Annotated in this window: 22 protein-coding genes; 13 read left to right on the top strand and 9 right to left on the bottom strand. The window is 48.9% G+C overall.

Translation table 11 applies throughout. The annotated features are described in order from the left end of the window. Positions 1-64: 64 nt before the first annotated feature. Positions 65-1222, top strand: a complete 1158-nt coding sequence (locus tag KFF03_RS01640; RefSeq protein WP_255858537.1) for a S1C family serine protease — start codon at positions 65-67, stop codon at positions 1220-1222. A gap of 75 nt (positions 1223-1297) precedes the next feature. Then, positions 1298-2401: a catalase gene (locus KFF03_RS01635; RefSeq protein WP_255858536.1), complete on the top strand. Its 1104-nt coding sequence runs from the start codon at positions 1298-1300 to the stop codon at positions 2399-2401. Positions 2402-2496: 95 nt separating this feature from the next. Here the strand turns inward: KFF03_RS01635 and hisC are convergent, their stop codons facing one another. The 9 genes from hisC to KFF03_RS01590 form a co-directional block, all read right to left on the bottom strand. Further along, entirely contained in the window at positions 2497-3573 is a 1077-nt protein-coding gene (gene hisC / locus KFF03_RS01630; RefSeq protein ID WP_255858535.1) for a histidinol-phosphate transaminase, read from the bottom strand. Between the two features lie 346 nt (positions 3574-3919). Beyond that, positions 3920-5224: a histidinol dehydrogenase gene (gene hisD / locus KFF03_RS01625; RefSeq protein WP_255858534.1), complete on the bottom strand. Its 1305-nt coding sequence runs from the start codon at positions 5222-5224 to the stop codon at positions 3920-3922. Between the two features lie 67 nt (positions 5225-5291). Next, positions 5292-5939: an ATP phosphoribosyltransferase gene (hisG, locus tag KFF03_RS01620; protein WP_255858533.1), complete on the bottom strand. Its 648-nt coding sequence runs from the start codon at positions 5937-5939 to the stop codon at positions 5292-5294. An 88-nt stretch (positions 5940-6027) separates the two neighbouring features. Further along, positions 6028-7302, bottom strand: coding sequence for a UDP-N-acetylglucosamine 1-carboxyvinyltransferase (gene murA / locus KFF03_RS01615; RefSeq protein ID WP_255858532.1), 1275 nt, complete (start codon positions 7300-7302; stop codon positions 6028-6030). Positions 7303-7305: 3 nt separating this feature from the next. After that, positions 7306-7593: a BolA family protein gene (locus tag KFF03_RS01610; RefSeq protein WP_304941517.1), complete on the bottom strand. Its 288-nt coding sequence runs from the start codon at positions 7591-7593 to the stop codon at positions 7306-7308. Between the two features lie 65 nt (positions 7594-7658). Then, positions 7659-7967, bottom strand: coding sequence for a lipid asymmetry maintenance protein MlaB (locus tag KFF03_RS01605; protein WP_255858531.1), 309 nt, complete (start codon positions 7965-7967; stop codon positions 7659-7661). 5 nt (positions 7968-7972) lie between these two features. After that, positions 7973-8434, bottom strand: coding sequence for an outer membrane lipid asymmetry maintenance protein MlaD (mlaD, locus tag KFF03_RS01600; protein WP_255858530.1), 462 nt, complete (start codon positions 8432-8434; stop codon positions 7973-7975). Positions 8435-8436: 2 nt separating this feature from the next. Then, the gene (mlaE, locus tag KFF03_RS01595) at positions 8437-9225 is read right to left on the bottom strand and encodes a lipid asymmetry maintenance ABC transporter permease subunit MlaE (RefSeq protein WP_255858529.1); all 789 of its coding nucleotides are present in this window, start codon (positions 9223-9225) and stop codon (positions 8437-8439) included. A 2-nt stretch (positions 9226-9227) separates the two neighbouring features. Next, positions 9228-10049 carry an ATP-binding cassette domain-containing protein gene (locus KFF03_RS01590; protein ID WP_255858528.1) on the bottom strand — a complete coding sequence of 274 codons (822 nt, stop codon included), beginning with the start codon at positions 10047-10049 and terminating at the stop codon, positions 9228-9230. 222 nt (positions 10050-10271) lie between these two features. Here KFF03_RS01590 and KFF03_RS01585 point away from each other — a divergent pair, with 222 nt between their 5' ends. The 11 genes from KFF03_RS01585 to mgtE all read left to right on the top strand — a co-directional run bounded on the left by KFF03_RS01585 (position 10272) and on the right by mgtE (position 19555). Then, positions 10272-11234 (top strand): calcium/sodium antiporter, encoded by a 963-nt coding sequence (locus KFF03_RS01585; RefSeq protein ID WP_255858527.1) that lies wholly within the window; start codon positions 10272-10274, stop codon positions 11232-11234. A 2-nt stretch (positions 11235-11236) separates the two neighbouring features. Further along, positions 11237-12205, top strand: coding sequence for a KpsF/GutQ family sugar-phosphate isomerase (locus KFF03_RS01580; protein ID WP_255860812.1), 969 nt, complete (start codon positions 11237-11239; stop codon positions 12203-12205). 24 nt (positions 12206-12229) lie between these two features. Beyond that, complete coding sequence (gene lptC / locus KFF03_RS01575) at positions 12230-12796, top strand: LPS export ABC transporter periplasmic protein LptC (RefSeq protein ID WP_255858526.1); 567 nt, start codon at positions 12230-12232, stop codon at positions 12794-12796. Then, positions 12783-13361 carry a lipopolysaccharide transport periplasmic protein LptA gene (gene lptA / locus KFF03_RS01570; RefSeq protein ID WP_255858525.1) on the top strand — a complete coding sequence of 193 codons (579 nt, stop codon included), beginning with the start codon at positions 12783-12785 and terminating at the stop codon, positions 13359-13361. The genes lptC and lptA overlap by 14 nt, the downstream gene beginning before the upstream one ends. Beyond that, positions 13358-14086: an LPS export ABC transporter ATP-binding protein gene (gene lptB / locus KFF03_RS01565; RefSeq protein ID WP_255858524.1), complete on the top strand. Its 729-nt coding sequence runs from the start codon at positions 13358-13360 to the stop codon at positions 14084-14086. The genes lptA and lptB overlap by 4 nt, the downstream gene beginning before the upstream one ends. 181 nt (positions 14087-14267) lie before the next feature. Continuing rightward, entirely contained in the window at positions 14268-15827 is a 1560-nt protein-coding gene (locus KFF03_RS01560; protein ID WP_255858523.1) for an RNA polymerase factor sigma-54, read from the top strand. 44 nt (positions 15828-15871) lie between these two features. Then, positions 15872-16174 carry a ribosome hibernation-promoting factor, HPF/YfiA family gene (hpf, locus tag KFF03_RS01555; RefSeq protein WP_255858522.1) on the top strand — a complete coding sequence of 101 codons (303 nt, stop codon included), beginning with the start codon at positions 15872-15874 and terminating at the stop codon, positions 16172-16174. A 13-nt stretch (positions 16175-16187) separates the two neighbouring features. Then, on the top strand, positions 16188-16646 hold the full coding sequence (gene ptsN / locus KFF03_RS01550) for a PTS IIA-like nitrogen regulatory protein PtsN (protein WP_255858521.1): 459 nt from the start codon (positions 16188-16190) through the stop codon (positions 16644-16646). 128 nt (positions 16647-16774) lie between these two features. Further along, positions 16775-17635 carry an RNase adapter RapZ gene (gene rapZ, locus KFF03_RS01545; RefSeq protein ID WP_255858520.1) on the top strand — a complete coding sequence of 287 codons (861 nt, stop codon included), beginning with the start codon at positions 16775-16777 and terminating at the stop codon, positions 17633-17635. Positions 17636-17673: 38 nt separating this feature from the next. After that, positions 17674-17943 (top strand): HPr family phosphocarrier protein, encoded by a 270-nt coding sequence (locus tag KFF03_RS01540; RefSeq protein WP_255858519.1) that lies wholly within the window; start codon positions 17674-17676, stop codon positions 17941-17943. Between the two features lie 259 nt (positions 17944-18202). Continuing rightward, the gene (gene mgtE / locus KFF03_RS01535) at positions 18203-19555 is read left to right on the top strand and encodes a magnesium transporter (RefSeq protein ID WP_255858518.1); all 1353 of its coding nucleotides are present in this window, start codon (positions 18203-18205) and stop codon (positions 19553-19555) included. Positions 19556-19560 lie beyond the last annotated feature (5 nt).

Below are 19560 nucleotides of genomic sequence, written 5' to 3'. Positions count from 1 at the left end.
AATCCTAGTACCATTCAATGTCTGTTCAGATGCAATTTTATGGCGTTTTAAGGAACCCGGGCAAATGCAATCCAATTTATCTCTGGTGTATCGCGTTTTATTGCCAATTTTGTTGGGCTTGTGTACTGCGTTAGCCATTCTGATCTGGGCACCTCAGTGGCTGCAACCTCATACCGCGACAGTGGCTGAACCCACTAATGCCACCATCCCGCCCATTAATCTTGGCGTTGCCAGTTATGCAGCAGCGGTTGATGCGGCGGCCCCGGCTGTTGTGAATATCTATACCCGAAAGAGCGTCAAACGCAAAAGCCATCCGATTTTTGATGATCCACAATTCCAGCAATTTTTGCAGAAAACACCACAACAAAATGAACGGATGCAATCCAGCCTCGGCTCTGGTGTGATCATGTCATCTCAGGGCTATGTTCTGACAAACCACCATGTCATTCGTAGTGCTGATGAAATTGTGGTCGCTCTGCGTGATGGCCGGGAAGCGAATGCGTTATTGATCGGCACCGACCCGGAAGCAGACCTGGCATTATTGAAAATTGAACTGCCTGCACTGCCCGCCATTACAATTGCTTCTCAACGCAGTCAGAGTATTGGTGACGTTGTACTCGCCATCGGTAACCCGTTTGGTGTGGGTCAAACCGTGACGATGGGTATTGTGTCTGCTATTGGCCGTAATCGCTTAGGCCTGAATACGTTTGAGAACTATATTCAGACTGATGCCGCGATTAATCCCGGCAACTCTGGTGGTGCATTAATTAATGCTTATGGTGAGCTGGTCGGGATTAATACCGCTATTTATTCACAATCTGGCGGTAGTGAGGGTATTGGGTTTGCCATTCCGGCCGAGATCGCCACCAATATTCTTAATGATCTGGCGACTCACGGTGCAACCATTCGCGGTTGGTTAGGCATCGAAGTTCAGGAAGCCAACCCGGATTTATTAAAACGCCTGGCACTGCCACAAGAGCTGAACGGTTTAATTGTCACAGGCATCTACCCTGGTGGTCCGGCAGCACAGGCTGGCTTAGCGATTGGTGATATTCTCACCATGATTAATCATCAGGACTCTGCAAATGCCAAAGCCGCGATGAATCAGATTGCCTCATTACGCCCCGGTGATAGTATTGATATTGAACTATTGCGCGGTGGAAAAACCGTCACCACGCGTGCGATTGCAGGGCAGCGCCAGTCTCAAAACCGTCAGCCATAAAAACGATAATAAGACGAAAGTAAAACCGATAACAAAACACTAACCGCTTTAAGCTTGATGCAAAAGGACTTGAATATGAACATAAAAAAAATATCGACGTTATTGATTACCGTAGGCCTAACGTCTGCCTGTAGCGATATACCCGACCTTCCCTTAGGCCAGGAGCTAAAACCGGACGGTGAGGACATTACCACCAAAAACATCAGCACTCTGCTGATTGATCACCTCAGTGAGTTTTATAAAGACGAAGCTGTATTGCGTGACACACATCCAAAAGATAATGGCTGCATTCGTGGTACTTTTGAAATCAACCAGGATATTAATATTGCGCATCAGCAAGGTATTTTTCAGCCCGGTGCGCAATATCCGGTGTGGATGCGATTCTCCAATTCGGTTGAAGAAATTACCAGTGATCATGACAAAGATTTCCGTGGTTTAGCAATGAAGCTGACCCAGGTAAATGTTGGTCAGCGATTACCTAAGCCGGGTGATGAACAACAGACACAGGATTTTTTATTCCTCGGTCACGATGCCTTTTTTGCAGCCAACCCGCAGGAATTCTTCGACTTCTTTGACGCTAACTTTAATGGCTCACGACTGGCCTTCTTAGCGACTCATCCTCGCGGAGCCTGGAATATTCTGACCGGCTCTAAAGTTTATAAAAACCCTCTCAGCGTAAAATGGAACAGCGTTGTTCCGTTTGCACTTGGCCTGCCAGACGTTCAGCAGGATGGCACTAAGGTGTATCCACAAGTCGTCCGTTATGCCCTGCAAACCTGTCAGGATAATCCGGGAGAGATTACTCCATCGGAAGACTACTTAGCGGAGAATCTGGCGGAACAGTTAAAAGACGGCACTGGCTGCCTGGATTTTTATTTCCAGTTCCAGAAAGATCCCAAGAAGAATCCGGTAGAGAATGCGTTATTTGGCTGGGATGAGGAACAAACACCCTTCGTAAAAGTGGCCCGTATTAATATTCCAACCCAGACCTTTACTTCTGAAGCACAGAAAACCTTCTGCGAAAATATTTCCTTCAACCCGTGGCATGGTATCGAGGAGCATCGCCCGCTGGGCGGTATCAACCGCGCGCGCCAGGTGGTGATGAAAGATATTTCCGATTTTCGCTTAAAGATGAATGGTGTTGAACGCTTTGAACCAACGGGTGAGGAAGTATTCTGAAAAACTAAGTCCTAAAACCTAGCTAAAACCTAATTAAGCCCCAAAATCCTAGTCAGATTTTGGGGCTTAATTAGTGTGGCATGATTCTTTTGTGACTAGCCTTTCAAAGCTCCAATCAACGCCTGATTCTCTTCCGCTTTACCCACGGTAAAACGCAAGCAGTTTTCTAACAGCGGATGACCACCATCCAGGCATTTAATCAGAATCTTCTTCTCTTTTAATTCAGAAAAGATACTTTTCGCCTGCTGACCTTGTGGACAACGCGCCAGAATAAAGTTGGCTTCTGATGGATAGGTTTCAAAGCCCAGCTGCTCTAACTCAGTATTTAACCAGCTACGCTGCTGAACCAGCTGATTACACTGATCCAACAGTACATCGTAATGCTTCAGAGCAAATGCCGCAGAAGCCTGCGTCAGAACATTAATATTGTATGGCATACGGATTTTATTAATCTCGTTCAGCCATTCCGGGCGACCAAATAACATACCTAAACGCAGGCCTGCCAAGCCAACTTTCGATAACGTACGCATCACCAGTACGTTGTCGTATTGATCCAACCAGTCAAGGTGATTACGACTGGAGAATGGTAAATACGCTTCATCAAGAACCACCAGCCCATTACTGGCTTTAACGATGGCATGTAAATCATCCTCGGCCCATAAATTACCCGTTGGGTTATTCGGCTGAGCGAGGAAAATTAATTCAGGCTGCTGAATGTTAATCGCATCCAGCATGGCGGGCATATCCAATGAGAAATCATCGTTGAGTGGTACGCCGACATAATCGATACCAATAAAGGTAGCGATCATTTTATACATCACAAACCCGGGCTCTGGTGCCAGAATTTTTGCGCCAGGCTTAGCAACCGCCATGGCTAACAGCTGAATAATTTCATCCGAGCCATTACCCAGTAAAATATCGTACTGAGCTGGCACCTGCATCTTCTGACGTAAGCCTTCGGTCACTTGTGGCGCAGTTGGATGTGGATAACGATTGAGCTGGCAATCTGCCAGAAGAGCTTGCCATTCCTGTACCATTTCGGCGGGCCAGGTAAATGGGTTTTCCATCGCATCCAGTTTAATCATGCCGCTGGCGTCGCCCACCGGATACGCCTGTAAGGCACGAATTTCCGGGCGAATAAGTTGTTCTACCTGATCAGTGATGGAAGCCATAGTGTTCTCGATGATATTTAACTATCGGTATTTATTTGTGAAAAAGGTAAGGGAGTATTTGAAGATCAACCTTCTATGGCATGGATGCCATAGTAGAGCCTACAGGGATGTATTCACGGCGTGTTGATATTAAATACTCCCTTATCTTTTGCCGCGATCCAAAGCGCACTTAAAAATAAAAGAAGTAACACTTTTAGCCGCCGCGCCGAAGGGCCATCCATGGCCCTGCCGCCCAATCTTTAAAAAGAGTTAGGCGCAACATCCTGTTGCTGCTTTTAAAAGCATTACCTCTCTTATTTTTTAATACAGTGCTAATTTTTAATTCGCACTATTTTTTAATGCGATACTACTTTTTAATTCGATACTCGGCCGAACGCGCGTGCGCCTCTAAGTGCTCACCACGAGCCAGCACAGAAGCCACTTTACCCAGCTCAGACGCACCATCCGGCGAACACATAATTAATGAGGAACGTTTCTGGAAATCGTACACCCCTAACGGCGAAGAAAAACGCGCCGTACCAGAGGTCGGTAAGACGTGGTTTGGCCCGGCGCAATAATCACCCAGAGATTCCGACGTATGACGACCCATAAAAATCGCACCAGCATGGCGAATTTGCGGCAATAAAGCTTGTGGATCTTCCACCGATAATTCTAAATGCTCCGGAGCAATACGATTGGTCACTTCTAACGCTTCATCCATATCAGCAACGTGCACCAGCGCCGCACGGCCAGACAGCGAAGCACGAATAATTTCTTCACGCTGCATATCTGGCAGTAATTTATCAATACTGGCTTTCACCTGATCCAGGAAATCAGCATCCGGAGAAATCAGAATGGATTGCGCATCTTCATCGTGTTCCGCTTGAGAGAATAAATCCATGGCAATCCAGTCTGGATCGGTCTTGCCATCACACACCACCAGAATTTCCGATGGTCCAGCAATCATATCAATGCCTACCGCACCAAATACCTGACGCTTAGCCGTCGCCACAAAAATATTACCCGGGCCAACAATCTTATCGACTTTAGGCACGGTTTGAGTGCCATACGCCAGTGCCGCAACCGCTTGTGCACCACCCACGGTAAATACCCGGGTAACGCCAGCAACCGCTGCCGCTGCCAGTACCAGCTGGTTTACTTCACCACCCGGCGTTGGTACCACCATGATGATTTCCTGCACACCGGCCACATGCGCCGGTAATGCATTCATTAATACTGATGACGGATACGCTGCTTTACCGCCCGGGACATAAATACCAACACGATCCATCGGTGTAACCTTCTGGCCCAGCATTGTGCCGTCAGACTCGGTGTACTGCCAGGAATCCTGCTTTTGTTTTTCGTGGTAGATGCGCACACGCTCAGCCGCTTTTAACAGCGCCGTACGCTGCTCATCCGGCAAAGTATCCAGCGCCTGTTGCAGCTGTTCCTGAGTCAGTTCTAACTCCGCAATTGAGGTGGCATGCAGGTGGTCAAACCGATTGGAATATTCAACTACTGCATCATCACCACGCGCTTTTACGTCGGCGAGAATGTCGGTGACAATTTGCTGAACCTGATGATCAGACACAGCTTCCCAGGCTAACAGTGCATCCATTTGCTCGGCAAAATCGCTTTGAGCCGAGCTTAAACGACGAATATCAATGCTCATCAGTACCTACCTAAGAAAACAGCTCCCGCTCTATCGATTAAAATCCGCGGGAGCGAAATAACAGAAATTATTGGACGTTACGTTGGCGCTCAACGGCGGCCGCCATCTGATCAATGATGGGTTGAATCTGGGCGTGTTTAACCTTCATCGCCGCACGACCGGCCACCAGACGAGAACTGATTGGCGCAATTAAATCACGCGCTTCCAGGCCGTTGGCTTTCAGTGTGTTGCCGGTATCGACGATATCCACAATCATATCGGCCAGATTCATAATTGGCGCGAGTTCCATACCACCATACAGTTTGATGATATCGACCTGACGGCCCTGCTCTGCGAAATAACGCTTCGCCACATTCACAAACTTGGTTGCGACTTTTAAGCGACCTTGTGGCATTTCAGCGTCTTTGATTGCAGCCGTCATTAATCGACAAGTCGCAATATTCAGATCCAGCGGCTCACACAGGTTGTCACTGCCGTATTCCATTAATACGTCTTTACCGGCAATACCCAGATCAGCAGCGCCATATTCAACGTAGGTCGGCACATCCACCGCACGCTGTACAATCAATTTAATATGATCGTGATTGGTATCAAAAATCAGCTTACGACTCTTTTTAATGTCCTCAACCGGATGAATGCCTGCCTCCGCTAACAGCGGCAGGGTGTCATCTAAAATACGGCCTTTTGAAAGGGCAATGGTTAACGGTTGAGTCATTGTGTTTACTCTTAACTAATTTTTTCGACTTAATCTTTAACGGGTTTCCGGATTTAACCCGATTTCACACTTAACTGGAGCCCAGACTTTATTTTGAGCCGCCAGGTACACGACGAATATTGGCGCCCAATTGCTGGAATTTTTCTTCAATGCATTCATAACCGCGATCAATATGATAAATACGGTTCACATCGGTCGCACCTTCAGCAACCAGAGCAGCAATCACCAGTGAGGCCGAAGCACGTAAATCGGTTGCCATCACTGGCGCTGACGATAAGCCTTCTTTACCGGTGATAATGGCGGTATTACCTTCGACGTGAATATCAGCACCCATGCGCATTAATTCATTAACGTGCATAAAGCGGTTCTCGAAGATGGTTTCGATCACGGTGCCCGTGCCTTCAGCAATGGCATTTAATACCACAAACTGGGCCTGCATATCGGTTGGGAATGCCGGGTGCGGAGCGGTTTTAACGTTCACCGCTTTTGGACGACGGCCTTCCATGTCCAGCTCAATCCAGTCCTCACCAGTGGTGATTTTGGCACCGGCTTCTTCCAGCTTGTGTAACACGGCTTCCATCAACAGCGGATCGGTGTCTTTGCACTTAACACGGCCACCAGTGACCGCAGCGGCAACCAGATAGGTTCCGGTTTCAATTCGATCTGGCAGGACATCAAAGTGACAGCCCTGCAACGCCTCAACCCCTTCGATCACCAGCGTATCCGTGCCAATGCCATCGATTTTAGCGCCCATAGCCACCAGGCAGTTGGCGAGATCCACAACTTCTGGTTCACGAGCAGCATTTTCGATGGTGGTTTTACCCTCAGCCAGTACCGCTGCCATCAACACGTTTTCCGTGCCCGTCACGGTGACCATATCGAAGAAAATGTGCGCGCCTTTTAAACGACCACCCGGTGCTTTTGCTTTGATATAACCATCCAGCACTTCAACTTCGGCACCTAAGGCCTCCATACCACGAATGTGCAAGTCCACCGGACGTGAGCCAATGGCACAGCCACCCGGCAGAGACACTTCCGCTTCGCCGTGTTTTGCCAACAAAGGACCTAATACCAGAATGGAGGCACGCATGGTGCGCACTAAATCGTAAGGAGCGACACAGCTGTTCATTTCCGAAATATCAGTTTCCACCGACATATCTTCATTGATGGCGACCTGAACGCCCATACAACCAAGCAATTCGAGCATGGTGGTAATATCATGCAGGTGCGGCAAATTGCCAACGTGCATCACACCATCCGCCAGCAAGGTTGCAGCAATGATTGGCAGAGCCGAGTTTTTTGCACCGGAAATACGGACTTCACCATCAAGGCGGTTGCCGCCTTTAATCTGTAAGCTGTCCATGAATTAAGCTCCGGCTTTTTCAGCAGGAGTCAGTGCGCGAATGGTCACGGCATGAACGCGGCCATCGGCAATATAAGGATTCAGAATTTTATACACAAACTGTTGGCGCTTAACGGCATTGAGGCCATCAAAAACCTCACCAACGCCTTCTACTTCGTATTTGTAACCATCACCATCCACAAACCAGTTTACTTCTGGAGCTTCGGATTGCAGAACTTGCAGGATTTCCGCCGGAGTCATAGGTGCTTCACTACTCAGTTTGACAAAAGCGCCATGATAGCGGATTTGCACCAGAAAAGCAGGCCTGTCCGGCCTGCTCTGTTTCACACTATTTGATCGACGATGGTTGTTGCAGGTTAAGCCAACAGCGGCTCAAATAACGGCTCAAGATCACTGATCTCAAGAATGGGCCTCATATGAGGTGGCAGATTTTCAATTCTGAGTTCGATATTGTTCTGTTGCGCAGTTCGCAACCACTCTAAGATCAGAGCCACACCGGCACTGGAAACCCGTTCAACACCTGACATATCCAGCGTCCAACGGGTGTCGGCCTGAGTAATTTGTTGTTTACCCGCATCAACCACCGCAACGACGGTGGTATTGAGTAAATCACCCAACAGCTGAGCGCGATTCGCATCGGTGTTTCGTAATTCCGCAGCGGCCATACTGATCAGCCTTCTTCTGCTTTATTAAACAGGAAGCGACCAATCAGCTCTTCCAGCACAATGGCCGACTGAGTATCTTCAATCCAATCACCGTCGGTCAGATATTCATCTTCCGCTCCCACAGTCAGGCCAATGTATTTTTCGCCCAACAAGCCTGCAGTTAAAATGGCAGCCGATGTATCCAGCGTCAACGTATCCATAGAGTTATAAATCTCCATTTCCACCACCGCCGAATACCATTCGGTATCCAGGTACACATTGGTCACCCGGCCAATGGTCACGCCCGACATCGACACTTTGGCGCGCTCGGTTAAACCAGCCAGGTTTTCAAACCGGGCCTTAACGGTATAAGTATCGCCATTGCTTTGTGCCGACAAACCACTGACCCGGAATGCCATCAGAATCATGGCGATGATTCCCATCACCATAAAGGTTCCCACCGTAAGCTCCATAAAACGCATACGCATGATTAAATGCCTCCCAACATAACGGCGGTTAATACAAAATCGAGTCCCAGTACCGCCAGCGACGACACTACAACAGTCTGAGTGGTTGCTTTACCAATGCCTTCTGAGGTTGGCACTGAATCATAACCCTGAAATACCGCAATCCAGGTCACCACCAAGCCAAATGCAACGGACTTAATAACACCCTTGATCACATCTTCATAAAAATCGACAGACGCCTGCATATTGCCCCAATAAGCACCTTCATCAATACCCAGCATATCGACCGCAACAAACGCGCCGCCCCAGATACCAACGATACTAAACAACAAGGCCAAAATTGGCATCGAAATCAAACCAGCCCATAAACGGGGCGTGATCACCCGTTTAAGCGGATCAACACCCATCATTTCCATCGCTGACAACTGCTCGGTGGCTTTCATCAAACCAATTTCAGCGGTCAACGCCGAGCCAGCACGTCCGGCAAATAACAGCGCCGTCATGACCGGACCTAACTCGCGTAATAACGTCAGCGAAACCATGGTGCCTAATGCGGCTTCTGAACCAAAATCCGATAGAATGGTGTAGCCCTGTAAGCCCAGCACCATGCCAACAAAGAATCCGGCTACCAGAATAATGGATAACGAGCGCACACCAACCGAGTGAATCTGGGTGATCAGCTCAGAGAAGCCAGCACTGCCCGGGCCACCCCAGGTAATAGAGTTCCACAGTAATAATGTTGCGCGCCCAAGGGAACGAATGGATTCCACACCATAACGACCCAACGCTAAATAACGATCCAACACACTCATGATCAGCGTCCTTTACCTATCGAGGCCATCAGCTCTTGCTGGTAATCCGGTGCAGGATAATGAAACGGCACCGGACCATCCGGATCGCCCCGCAGGAATTGTTTCACTTCATCATTCCCTTCATTTAATAATTCATCCGGTGTACCAAAACCAATCACCTTTCCGCCGGACACCACACACAAATAATCAGCGATATTGCAGGATTCTTCGATATCGTGAGACACCAGCAAGCTGGTCAGTCCAAGCGCCTTATTCAAACCGCGAATCAATTTCACGATCATGCCCATGGAGATCGGATCCAGGCCGGTAAAAGGCTCATCGTACATGATAATTTCCGGGTCCATGGCAATCGCACGGGCTAACGCTACCCGACGAGCCATGCCTCCGGACAATTCCGCCGGGTTTAATTGATGTGCGCCACGCAGACCAACCGCTTCGAGTTTCATTAACACCAAATCACGAATCATGGATTCTGGTAAATCGGTATGTACCCGCAACGGAAAGGCAACGTTATCGAACACACTCAGATCGGTAAACAAAGCGCCGGTCTGAAACAACATGCTCATGTTTTTACGGCGAAAATCGAACAGCGCTTTACGTGATAACTCAGGAATCGAGTGACCATCCACCACCACACGGCCTTCATCCGGCAGCAACTGCCCACCAATCAGGCGCAACAAGGTAGTTTTGCCCGTGCCACTGGGACCCATGATCGCGGTGACTTTGCCGCGTGGGAAATCAACATCCATTTTATCGTAGATCAGCCGCTCTCCCCGGCTGAAACTCATGCCACGAATGGAAACGTAGGGTTCGCTCATGGACATGAAAAGTCCTTAATTATTCAACAGATTAATCCAGCATAGCGGATGATTGTGCCCACATCCGCCTGAATAGAAACTGAACCATAACGTGACAAATGTCATTCGTCACGGCCTGTATAAAAAACGCATTGTTGCGATTGCGCAGCAAATCCCCTCGGGTACAATGCCTCGCTAGTATTTTTATTGCCCTTTAGTTTGGCATTCACTCTCTGGAATTCTGATTTTATGCTGCTGCCTTACGCCACCATTCTGATTGGCCTGATCATACTGGTCTGGAGTGCTGATCGCTTTGTCATTGGTGCAGCAGCCACTGCCCGCAAATTAGGCATGTCGCCCCTGCTGGTTGGTTTGACCATTGTTTCAATCGGCACCTCAGCTCCGGAAATGTTTGTCTCGACCATGGCCTCACTCGACGGCGCGGGTAATCTCGCGATTGGTAATGCACTGGGTTCTAACATTACCAACATTGCTTTGGTGCTGGGCGTAACGGCGTTAGTCAGCCCAATCCCGTTACAGAAAAAATTACTGAAAAAAGAAATACCACTGCTGGTGCTGATCTCCATTATTGGTGGCCTGGTTCTGGCAGATCTGGAACTCAACTGGATTGATGCGGCGATCCTGATTGCTGCGCTGGTCTTCGCTTTATATCTGATGTTTCAGGACTCAGCTGAGTCAGGCGAACCCATTGTTGATGAAGAAGAAGCTGAAGCGATTGAAAACACCGATTTGAAATCAGCTGTTTTCTGGCTGGTGGTTGGCTTAGCCGCCTTGATGCTCAGTTCAAAAATGCTGGTTTGGGGCGCTACCGAAGTGGCCCGCGCGTTTGGTGTCAGCGATCTGGTGATTGGTTTAACCATCGTAGCCATCGGCACCAGTCTGCCAGAACTGGCTGCGTCGGTTGCCAGCGCATTAAAAGGCCATCACGACATTGCCATTGGCAATGTGATTGGCTCAAACATGTTTAACCTGTTAGCCGTGATGCCAATTCCCGGACTGATAGCAACCACCGCCGTTGAGCCATTAGCACTGTATCGTGATTACAGCGTAATGATGGCGTTAACCTTTGCGCTATTGATTCTGTTTTTAATCAGTTATCGTAAAGGCACTCTGGGCCGTTCTTCCGGCGTTTTATTAAGCGCCAGCTATGTCGGTTACCTTGTTACTTTATTTCTTATGACAACCCACTAATGATGAATAACGAATTCGATTTTATCCAATCTGGTCAGCGCACCATTGAACTTGAACAACAAGCCGTTATTGACCTGAAACCCCGTATTGACGACGCATTTGTTACTGCTTGTCAGTTAATCCTGAACTGTCAAGGACGCGTCGTCGTAACTGGCATGGGAAAATCCGGCCATATCGGTAATAAAATTGCTGCCACTTTAGCCAGCACGGGTACTCCTGCATTTTTTGTTCACCCGGGTGAAGCCAGCCATGGCGACATGGGCATGATCCAGTCAAGTGATGTGGTGATTGCATTATCCAACTCCGGTGAAAGTGGTGAAGTTACTAGCCTGCTGCCATTGTTTAAGCGCCTGGGCAGTAAACTGATCAGCATGACTGGCAACCCGGATTCGTCCCTGGCTCGTGCAGCGGACGCTCATTTGAATACCGGAGTGGAACAAGAAGCCTGCCCGCTGGATCTGGCACCAACGTCATCCACCACCACCGCATTAGTGATGGGGGATGCACTGGCCATTGCCTTATTAGAAGCACGCGGCTTCACTGCCGAAGATTTTGCCTTCTCCCACCCCGGTGGCAGTCTGGGTCGTCGCTTGTTGTTAAAAGTTGAAGACATCATGCATGCTGGCGAACAAATCCCGACCGTCACGCCGGACACATCCATGTCGGAAGCTTTACTGGTCGTTACCTCCAAAGGCTTGGGCATGACGACTATTCAGGAAAAAGGTCAGCTGAACGGTATCTTCACCGATGGCGACTTACGCCGTGCTGTTGATCAGGGTGTGGATATCCACAGCGCTAAAATTTCTGACGTGATGACGGCTAACTGTAAAACCACGGAGCCTGGCTTATTGGCTGCCGAAGCACTGAAACAAATGCAGGATGGATCGATTAATGCACTGGTTGTGATGCAAGACGATACCGTGGCGGGTGTGGTGACCATGCACGATATGCTGCGTGCCGGTGTCATCTGACACCGACCAAATAGGACTATCGCGATGCGTAAACGTTATCTGCTGCTGGTACTGACAATCCTGCTGGGATTCGCCCTGCTGGCAGTGGACAACTACACCCAGGAAACCAGTGCACCGCTGTCAGAGAGTCAGACCGCGGAGCCGGATTATTACGGCGAAGTTTTGTTCAGTCGTCGCTTTAATGAAGTTGGTAGTCTGGAGCAAAACTTTTCTGCTCAGCGCTCCACTCACTTTCCTAACACCCAGAATACAATATTTGATGGTCCGGTCATTCAGACTCAGGATGAAGATGGCAGCTACTGGCAAGTAGAAGCACAACAAGCCACCATGAATGATCAGGATGAATTGCTGCGTCTACGCCGAAACGTCGAAATCCGACCGTTAAAAACCAGCCGTCAGGCACGCAACAATGTTGTCATTAACACCGAATCTTTAGACTACTTTACTCACCAGCAAGTAGCACAAACACAAGATCCGGTTACTATTCAGAATTCACAAACAGAAATTACTGCAACCGGCATGCGTCTGGACTTAACAACCCAGCGAATGGAACTGCACTCAGAGGTCAGCACTCATCATGTTCCCGAATAAGTGGTTACTAACAACCCTACTGATTATTGTCGGATCACTACCACTCAGCAGCCATGCATTACCGGAAGATGCACAACAGGAAATGGTGATTCTATCCGACAGTGCCGAGCTGGATCGTAAAGCCGGCGTCGTGATCTATAAAGGCAACGTCGTACTGACACAAGGCACGTTAAAGATTGAATCGGATCGTTTGATGATTCTGCGTAACGGTGACGTGGTTGAGCAGGCCGTTGCCGAAGGAAATCCAGCACGCTATCAGCAGCAGATTCAGGCAGAGCAACAGCTCACCACTGCTTCCGGGCAACGTATTGATTATTTTTCGACCCGTAAAGAAGTTCAGATCCAGGGTGACGCCCAACTGCATCAGGAAGGCAACCAATTCAGCGGTGACAAAATCACCTACGACATCACCAATGAACGCGTTTTAGCGTCCTCGTCTGAACCTGAGGACGTTGTAGACCCTCAGACCGGTGAAGCGGAAAAACCACAACGAATTAAAGTCGTGATTCAGCCAGAAAAAAAATCAGCTGAGCCCACACCCGCGGATGCAGCAGAACAACCATGAAAAAAACCTTAAAAGCTGAACACCTGGCCAAAAGCTACAATGGCCGCGAAGTGGTTAAAGACGTATCCATGTCGGTACAAAGTGGTCAGATTGTTGGCTTATTGGGCCCGAATGGCGCCGGTAAAACCACCTGCTTCTACATGATCGTTAATCTGGTTCAGGCCGATAAAGGCCGCATCAAAATTGATGATCAGGACATCAGCCACCTGCCCATGCATGGCCGCGCACAACAAGGCATTGGTTATTTACCACAGGAAGCCTCGATTTTCCGTAAGTTATCAGTCGCCGATAACATCATGGCAATTCTGGAAACCCGCAAAGACCTGAATCGACAACAACGATTGGAACGTCTCGAAGGCCTGCTGGATGAATTCCATATTCAACACATCCGCAGCAGCTTAGGTATGGCGCTATCCGGGGGCGAACGTCGCCGGGTAGAAATTGCCCGGGCCTTAGCCGCGGAACCGTCCTTTATTCTGCTGGACGAGCCTTTTGCAGGGGTGGATCCAATTTCGGTATCCGACATCATGGATATTATTCGCCAACTCAAAGACCGCGGCATCGGCGTGTTAATTACGGACCATAACGTCCGTGAAACGCTGGCCATTTGTGAAAAAGCCTACATCGTGGGTGGTGGTCATATTATTGCGGAAGGCAGCGCCGACGAGGTGCTGGCGAATGAACAAGTCCGTAAAGTGTATCTGGGAGACGACTTCCGCCTGTGATTCGCCTTGCGACGACATAAGCCAAATACGTTAAAAAAGCAAAGCAATTTTTATGACATCTCAGGGCAAACAGGGATTCCAAGTCTCGCCTCATTGCCTATAATGCTGAGTATTGGTTGGCTCATTTTTTAGTATTCGGGCCAGATGATTGCTCCGCACCTCAGGTGAATATCAACAGTTTATGAAAGCATCTCTCCAGTTAAAGATGGGTCAGCAGCTGACCATGACCCCACAGTTACAACAGGCCATTCGCTTGCTGCAACTCTCAACACTGGATCTGCAGCAGGAAATTCAGGAAGCGCTGGATTCCAACCCCATGCTGGAAAGTGAAGAGCATGGCGCTGAAGACTTTGCCCCATCCGCAAACGAAAGCTCTGATGGTACCAACAACGATCAGAGCAGCGATTCCCACGACGACAAAGAATACACCGCCACTGCGGCTGATCAGGATAACGCGGCACCCGAGCACACATTAGACGAATCTCATTCTCCGGATAATCAGGAAGTGGGCGATCACCTCTCTAATGAGCAACTTCCTGATGAACTGCCGGTCGATAGTAACTGGGATGACACTTACCAGCCTACTGCAGGCGTTGCTTCAGGGTCTGGTCCGATTGATGACGATCTTGATTATGACTCCCGCCATGCGACGACCGATGACTTACAGGATCACCTGTTGTGGCAGCTGAACCTGACGCCAATGTCGGATACCGATCGCGAGATGGCGTTGATGTTTATTGACGGTGTCGACAGTGATGGTTATCTGCACACCAGCATTGAAGATATTCTGGAAAGCATGGATCCAGAACTGGAAGTCGAAGAAGATGAAGTGAAAGTGGTGTTACGCCGCTTACAGCAATTTGACCCGGCCGGAGTATTTTGCCGTGACTTACGGGAATGCCTGCTGCTGCAATTGGCTCAGCTGCCCACTGACACACCTTGGCTAAAAGAAGCCCAGATGGTGATTGGTGATTACATTGATATGTTGGGCAGTAAAGACTACCCAACCCTGATGCGTAAAACCAAACTCAAAGAAGAGAGCCTGAAAGCGGTTCTGCGCCTGGTAAAAGAACTCAACCCGAAACCGGGAGCCGGTATTTCTCCGGATCAGGCGGAATACGTAGTTCCAGACGTTATCGTTCGCAACATTCGCGATGAATGGCGGGTAGAACTCAACCCGGATATTGCGCCGAAACTGCGCGTCAATGAAGGCTATGCCTCCTTGGTTAAACGTTCAGATAACAGTGCTGACAATACCTTTATCAAGGATCACCTGCAGGAAGCCCGCTGGTTTATTAAAAGCCTGCAGAGTCGTAACGATACCTTGCTGAAAGTTGCTACAAAAATTGTTGAATACCAGATTGAGTTCTTCGAAGAAGGCGAAGAAAAAATGAAACCTCTGGTGTTACATGACATTGCCGAAGCCGTTGGCATGCATGAATCCACCATTTCCCGGGTGACCACACAAAAGTACATGCACACACCGCGTGGTATTTTTGAGCTGAAATATTTCTTCTCCAGCCATGTCAGCACCGACTCCGGTGGTGAGTGTTCTTCGACAGCCATTCGTGCCATGATCAAAAAACTGATCGCCGAAGAAAACCAACGCAAACCATTAAGCGACAATAAAATTGCCGCCATATTGGGCGAAAAGGGTATTAAGGTAGCTCGCCGTACTGTGGCTAAATACCGCGAAGCGATGCAAATACCGCCGTCAAATGAACGCAAGCAGCTGATTTAAGTCAGCGCAATCTAACCTCAGACAAAACAAGAAGGAGTCTGACTATGCAGATTAATGTAAGTGGCCATCATGTTGAGATCACTGAAGCCATGCAGGGCCATGTTGAGGAAAAGATGGGCAAAATCACCCGTCATTTTGACAACATTACCACCGCTCAGGTCACTCTGACAGTAGAAAAAGACGAACGCCACCACGCTGAAGCCACCATTCACGTCAGTGGTGCGGATCTGAATGCCAGTGCCGACAGCGATGATATGTATGCCGCCATCGACGCCATGATTGATAAACTGGATCGTCAGGTTCTGAAACACAAAGAAAAACTGGTTGCACGTAAGCACGGTCACTGATTCAGGTTTTATCATGAGCACCGCCATCACCGATATCTTAAGCGCCGAGCAGAGTGAAATTGATGTTCCGGTTTCCAGCAAAAAAAAGCTGCTGGAATACCTGGGAGAAAAAATCTCATCACAGCTGGCTGGCAGTACCGCCGACGATATTTTTGAGCGTTTGTTAGGACGCGAGCGTCTTGGCAGTACCGGAATCGGTGAAGGCATTGCAATCCCGCACTGCCGTTTAAAAGAATGCACCCAGGCCTTTGGCGTGCTGTTACGGCTGCAACAACCGATCGACTATGACGCAATTGATCGTCAACCGGTCGACCTGGTGTTTGCCTTGCTGGTGCCCGAAGAAGCGACTGATGAGCACCTGCAAATATTATCGATGTTAGCCCGCAATTTCAGTGAGCCGGCCTTCCGCGAAGCGTTGAGGAATGCCCCGGATACTTGTCAGTTTTATAAACGCGCTTTAAGCGCCCAATAAAATTTCCGGACAAATTGTGAGCACACGTCACAAATAGTCACAAAACCCTGCTATAACTGAACTATTCGGTACTGAACTATTTGGTTATGTGCCGATCTGAATTGTCTCCTCATTTCAAGGAACGTTTTATGCGTCTTGTGGTAATCAGTGGCCGGTCTGGCTCAGGTAAATCCAGTGCATTACATGTACTGGAAGATTGCGGTTTTTATTGCATTGACAACCTGCCTATTGGCTTGCTTGACGACCTGGTACTGGAAACGCACAACGAAGAGCGATTAAAAAAAGTGGCCGTCAGTGTTGATGCCCGCAACCTGGCACACACCTTCGAGCAGATTCAGAACACCCTGCACAACCTGCCTCACCACGAATACAAACTGGAAGTCATTTATCTGGATGCCGGTGATGATGTGTTATTACAACGCTTCAGTGCTACCCGTCGCAAACACCCACTGACTAATGACGCTACCTCCCTGTCCGAAGCGATTGACCAGGAACGGCAACTACTGGAACCAATTGCTAATATTGCCGACCTGACACTGGATACCACCAGCATGTCAGTCCACGAGTTACGCTTCCTGATTAAAAAACGTGTTGCTGAAAAAGAAGGCAGCGACATTGCCATCCTGTTTAAGTCTTTTGGCTTTAAATACGGCATCCCGAAAGACGCAGACTACGTATTTGATGTCCGTAATCTGCCCAACCCCTATTGGGACCCGGCATTACGCCAGTTCACCGGCCGTGATAAAGAAATTCAGGATTTCCTCAGCAGTAAAGAAGAAGTGGGTCGCATGCAGCGGGATATCGCTCAGTTTGTCGACAACTGGCTGCCGTCCTTTATAGAAGCCAATCGCAGTTATATGACCATTGCCATTGGTTGTACCGGCGGACAACATCGCTCAGTATTTATGGCCGAGCAATTAGCTGGACAATTCCGCGATCAGTTCGCTAATGTTCAGGTTCGCCATCGCGAACAAGCGATAGTCGAATAATCCTTTTAATTTAACCGGTGTAACTCAGAGACCACGGAATGATTTGCCAGGAAATCACCATCATCAACAAGCTGGGGCTGCATGCTCGTGCGGCAGCCAAACTGGTGTCAACCGCTTCAGCTTTTTCCAGTCAGATTAAAGTCGGCTATAAAGATCGCCTGGTGGATGGCAAAAGTATTATGGCGGTGATGATGTTGGCGGCCAGCAAAGGCACCGACATTGAGTTACACGCTGACGGAGCCGATGCAGAAGCGGCCATTGAAGCCTTGGTTGATTTAATTAATCGCCGCTTTGATGAAGATGAATAACCTACTCCCTTCAAATACGATGTAATCAGGATTATTTTCAGCCGCCGCATAGAAGGCACATCCCTGTGCCTGCTATGCTACCGCGACATCCTGTCGCTGCTATGAAAACAATCCTGTTCACATCTTCATCCGTTAATTTCTCCCATAAATCAGCCAACTACAGTGTTTTTTACAAGCACTTTCATGGCCTCATTCCGCCATTCAGGCTAGAATTCATTATATCTCTCGACCCTCTTATTCACCCGCTCAGAGTTCAGTCATGGCGCAGCAAACGGAAAAGGCCAAAGCAAAACTTCACAGCCTCACCGCAGCGCTGGAAAGTGGCTCATTAACCAAAGTCCGCCGAATGCTGAATGGCATGGCGGCGGTAGACATTGCCCACCTGATTGAAGGTTCAACTCCAAAAGCACGGAAAATTCTCTGGGAACTGGTCGACAAAGACTCCGAAGGTGAAGTTCTCCAGCATTTAAGTGACGAGCTGCAAAGTCATTTTCTGAGTGATATGAGCGCCGCCGAAGTTGCGGACGTGACTGCCGACCTCGATGCCGATGATGTTGCCGATATTCTGCAGCAACTGCCTGAGCGAGTAACTCAGGAAGTTCTGAGTGTCATGGATCAGGAAGACCGGGATGAGCTGGAAGCCATTCTGGAATATCCCGAGGACAGCGCCGGTGGTCTGATGAACACCGACACCGTCACCATTCGTCCGGATATTACCCTGGAAGCCACGCTGCGCTACCTGCGTCGCCATAAAACCCTGCCGGAAATGACCGATAACCTGTTGGTTGTTAACCGTCAGAACGAGTTTATTGGAGTGTTACCCATCAACAAACTGCTGGTCAGCGATCCACAACAAACCGTGCGTGAGGTGATGAATACCGACAGCCGCATTATTCAGGCTGACCAGCACGAAACCGAAGTCGCAAAAGTGTTTGAGCGCCACGACTTAGTTTCTGCTCCGGTTGTTGATGCCAATGGGGTTCTGCTGGGGCGGATCACCATTGATGACGTAGTTGATGTGATTCGTGAAACCGCCGACCATTCATTAATGAGCATGGCCGGTTTAGACGAAGAAGAAGATACCTTTGCCCCGGCATTAAAAACCAGTAAGCGTCGGGCGTTGTGGTTAGGCATAAACTTAATTACTGCCTTTATTGCCTCGGCCGTGATTGGTTTATTCGACAAAACCATTGAACAGGTAGTAGCACTGGCAGTGCTGATGCCAATTGTTGCCAGTATGGGAGGCATTGCCGGTAGCCAGGTATTAACACTGGTGATTCGCGGCCAGGCACTGGGCCATTTAAGTGGCGCTAACTTCCGCTGGTTATTTAACCGGGAACTGATTGTGGCCGGCATTAATGGCGTGCTTTGGGCCGCAGTGATTGCCCTGATTACGCTGCTCTGGTTTAACGACCCCATTATTGCCGGCATCATTGGCGCTGCAATTATTATTAATTTATTTGTCGCCGCCATCAGTGGCGCGGCTTTACCACTGATTTTAAAAGCCCGCGGCATTGATCCGGCTCTGGCTGGCTCTGTTGTCCTCACCACGGTCACCGACGTGGTTGGCTTTTTATCATTCCTCGGTCTCGCGACCATTTTTTATCTGTAACTTTT

It is taken from the genome of Bacterioplanoides sp. SCSIO 12839, assembly GCF_024397975.1.
In the GTDB taxonomy this organism is placed as follows: Bacteria; Pseudomonadota; Gammaproteobacteria; order Pseudomonadales; family Oceanobacteraceae; genus Bacterioplanoides.
The sequence above is the reverse complement of the archived record's forward strand: the minus strand, read 5'-3'. Positions and strand labels throughout refer to the sequence as shown.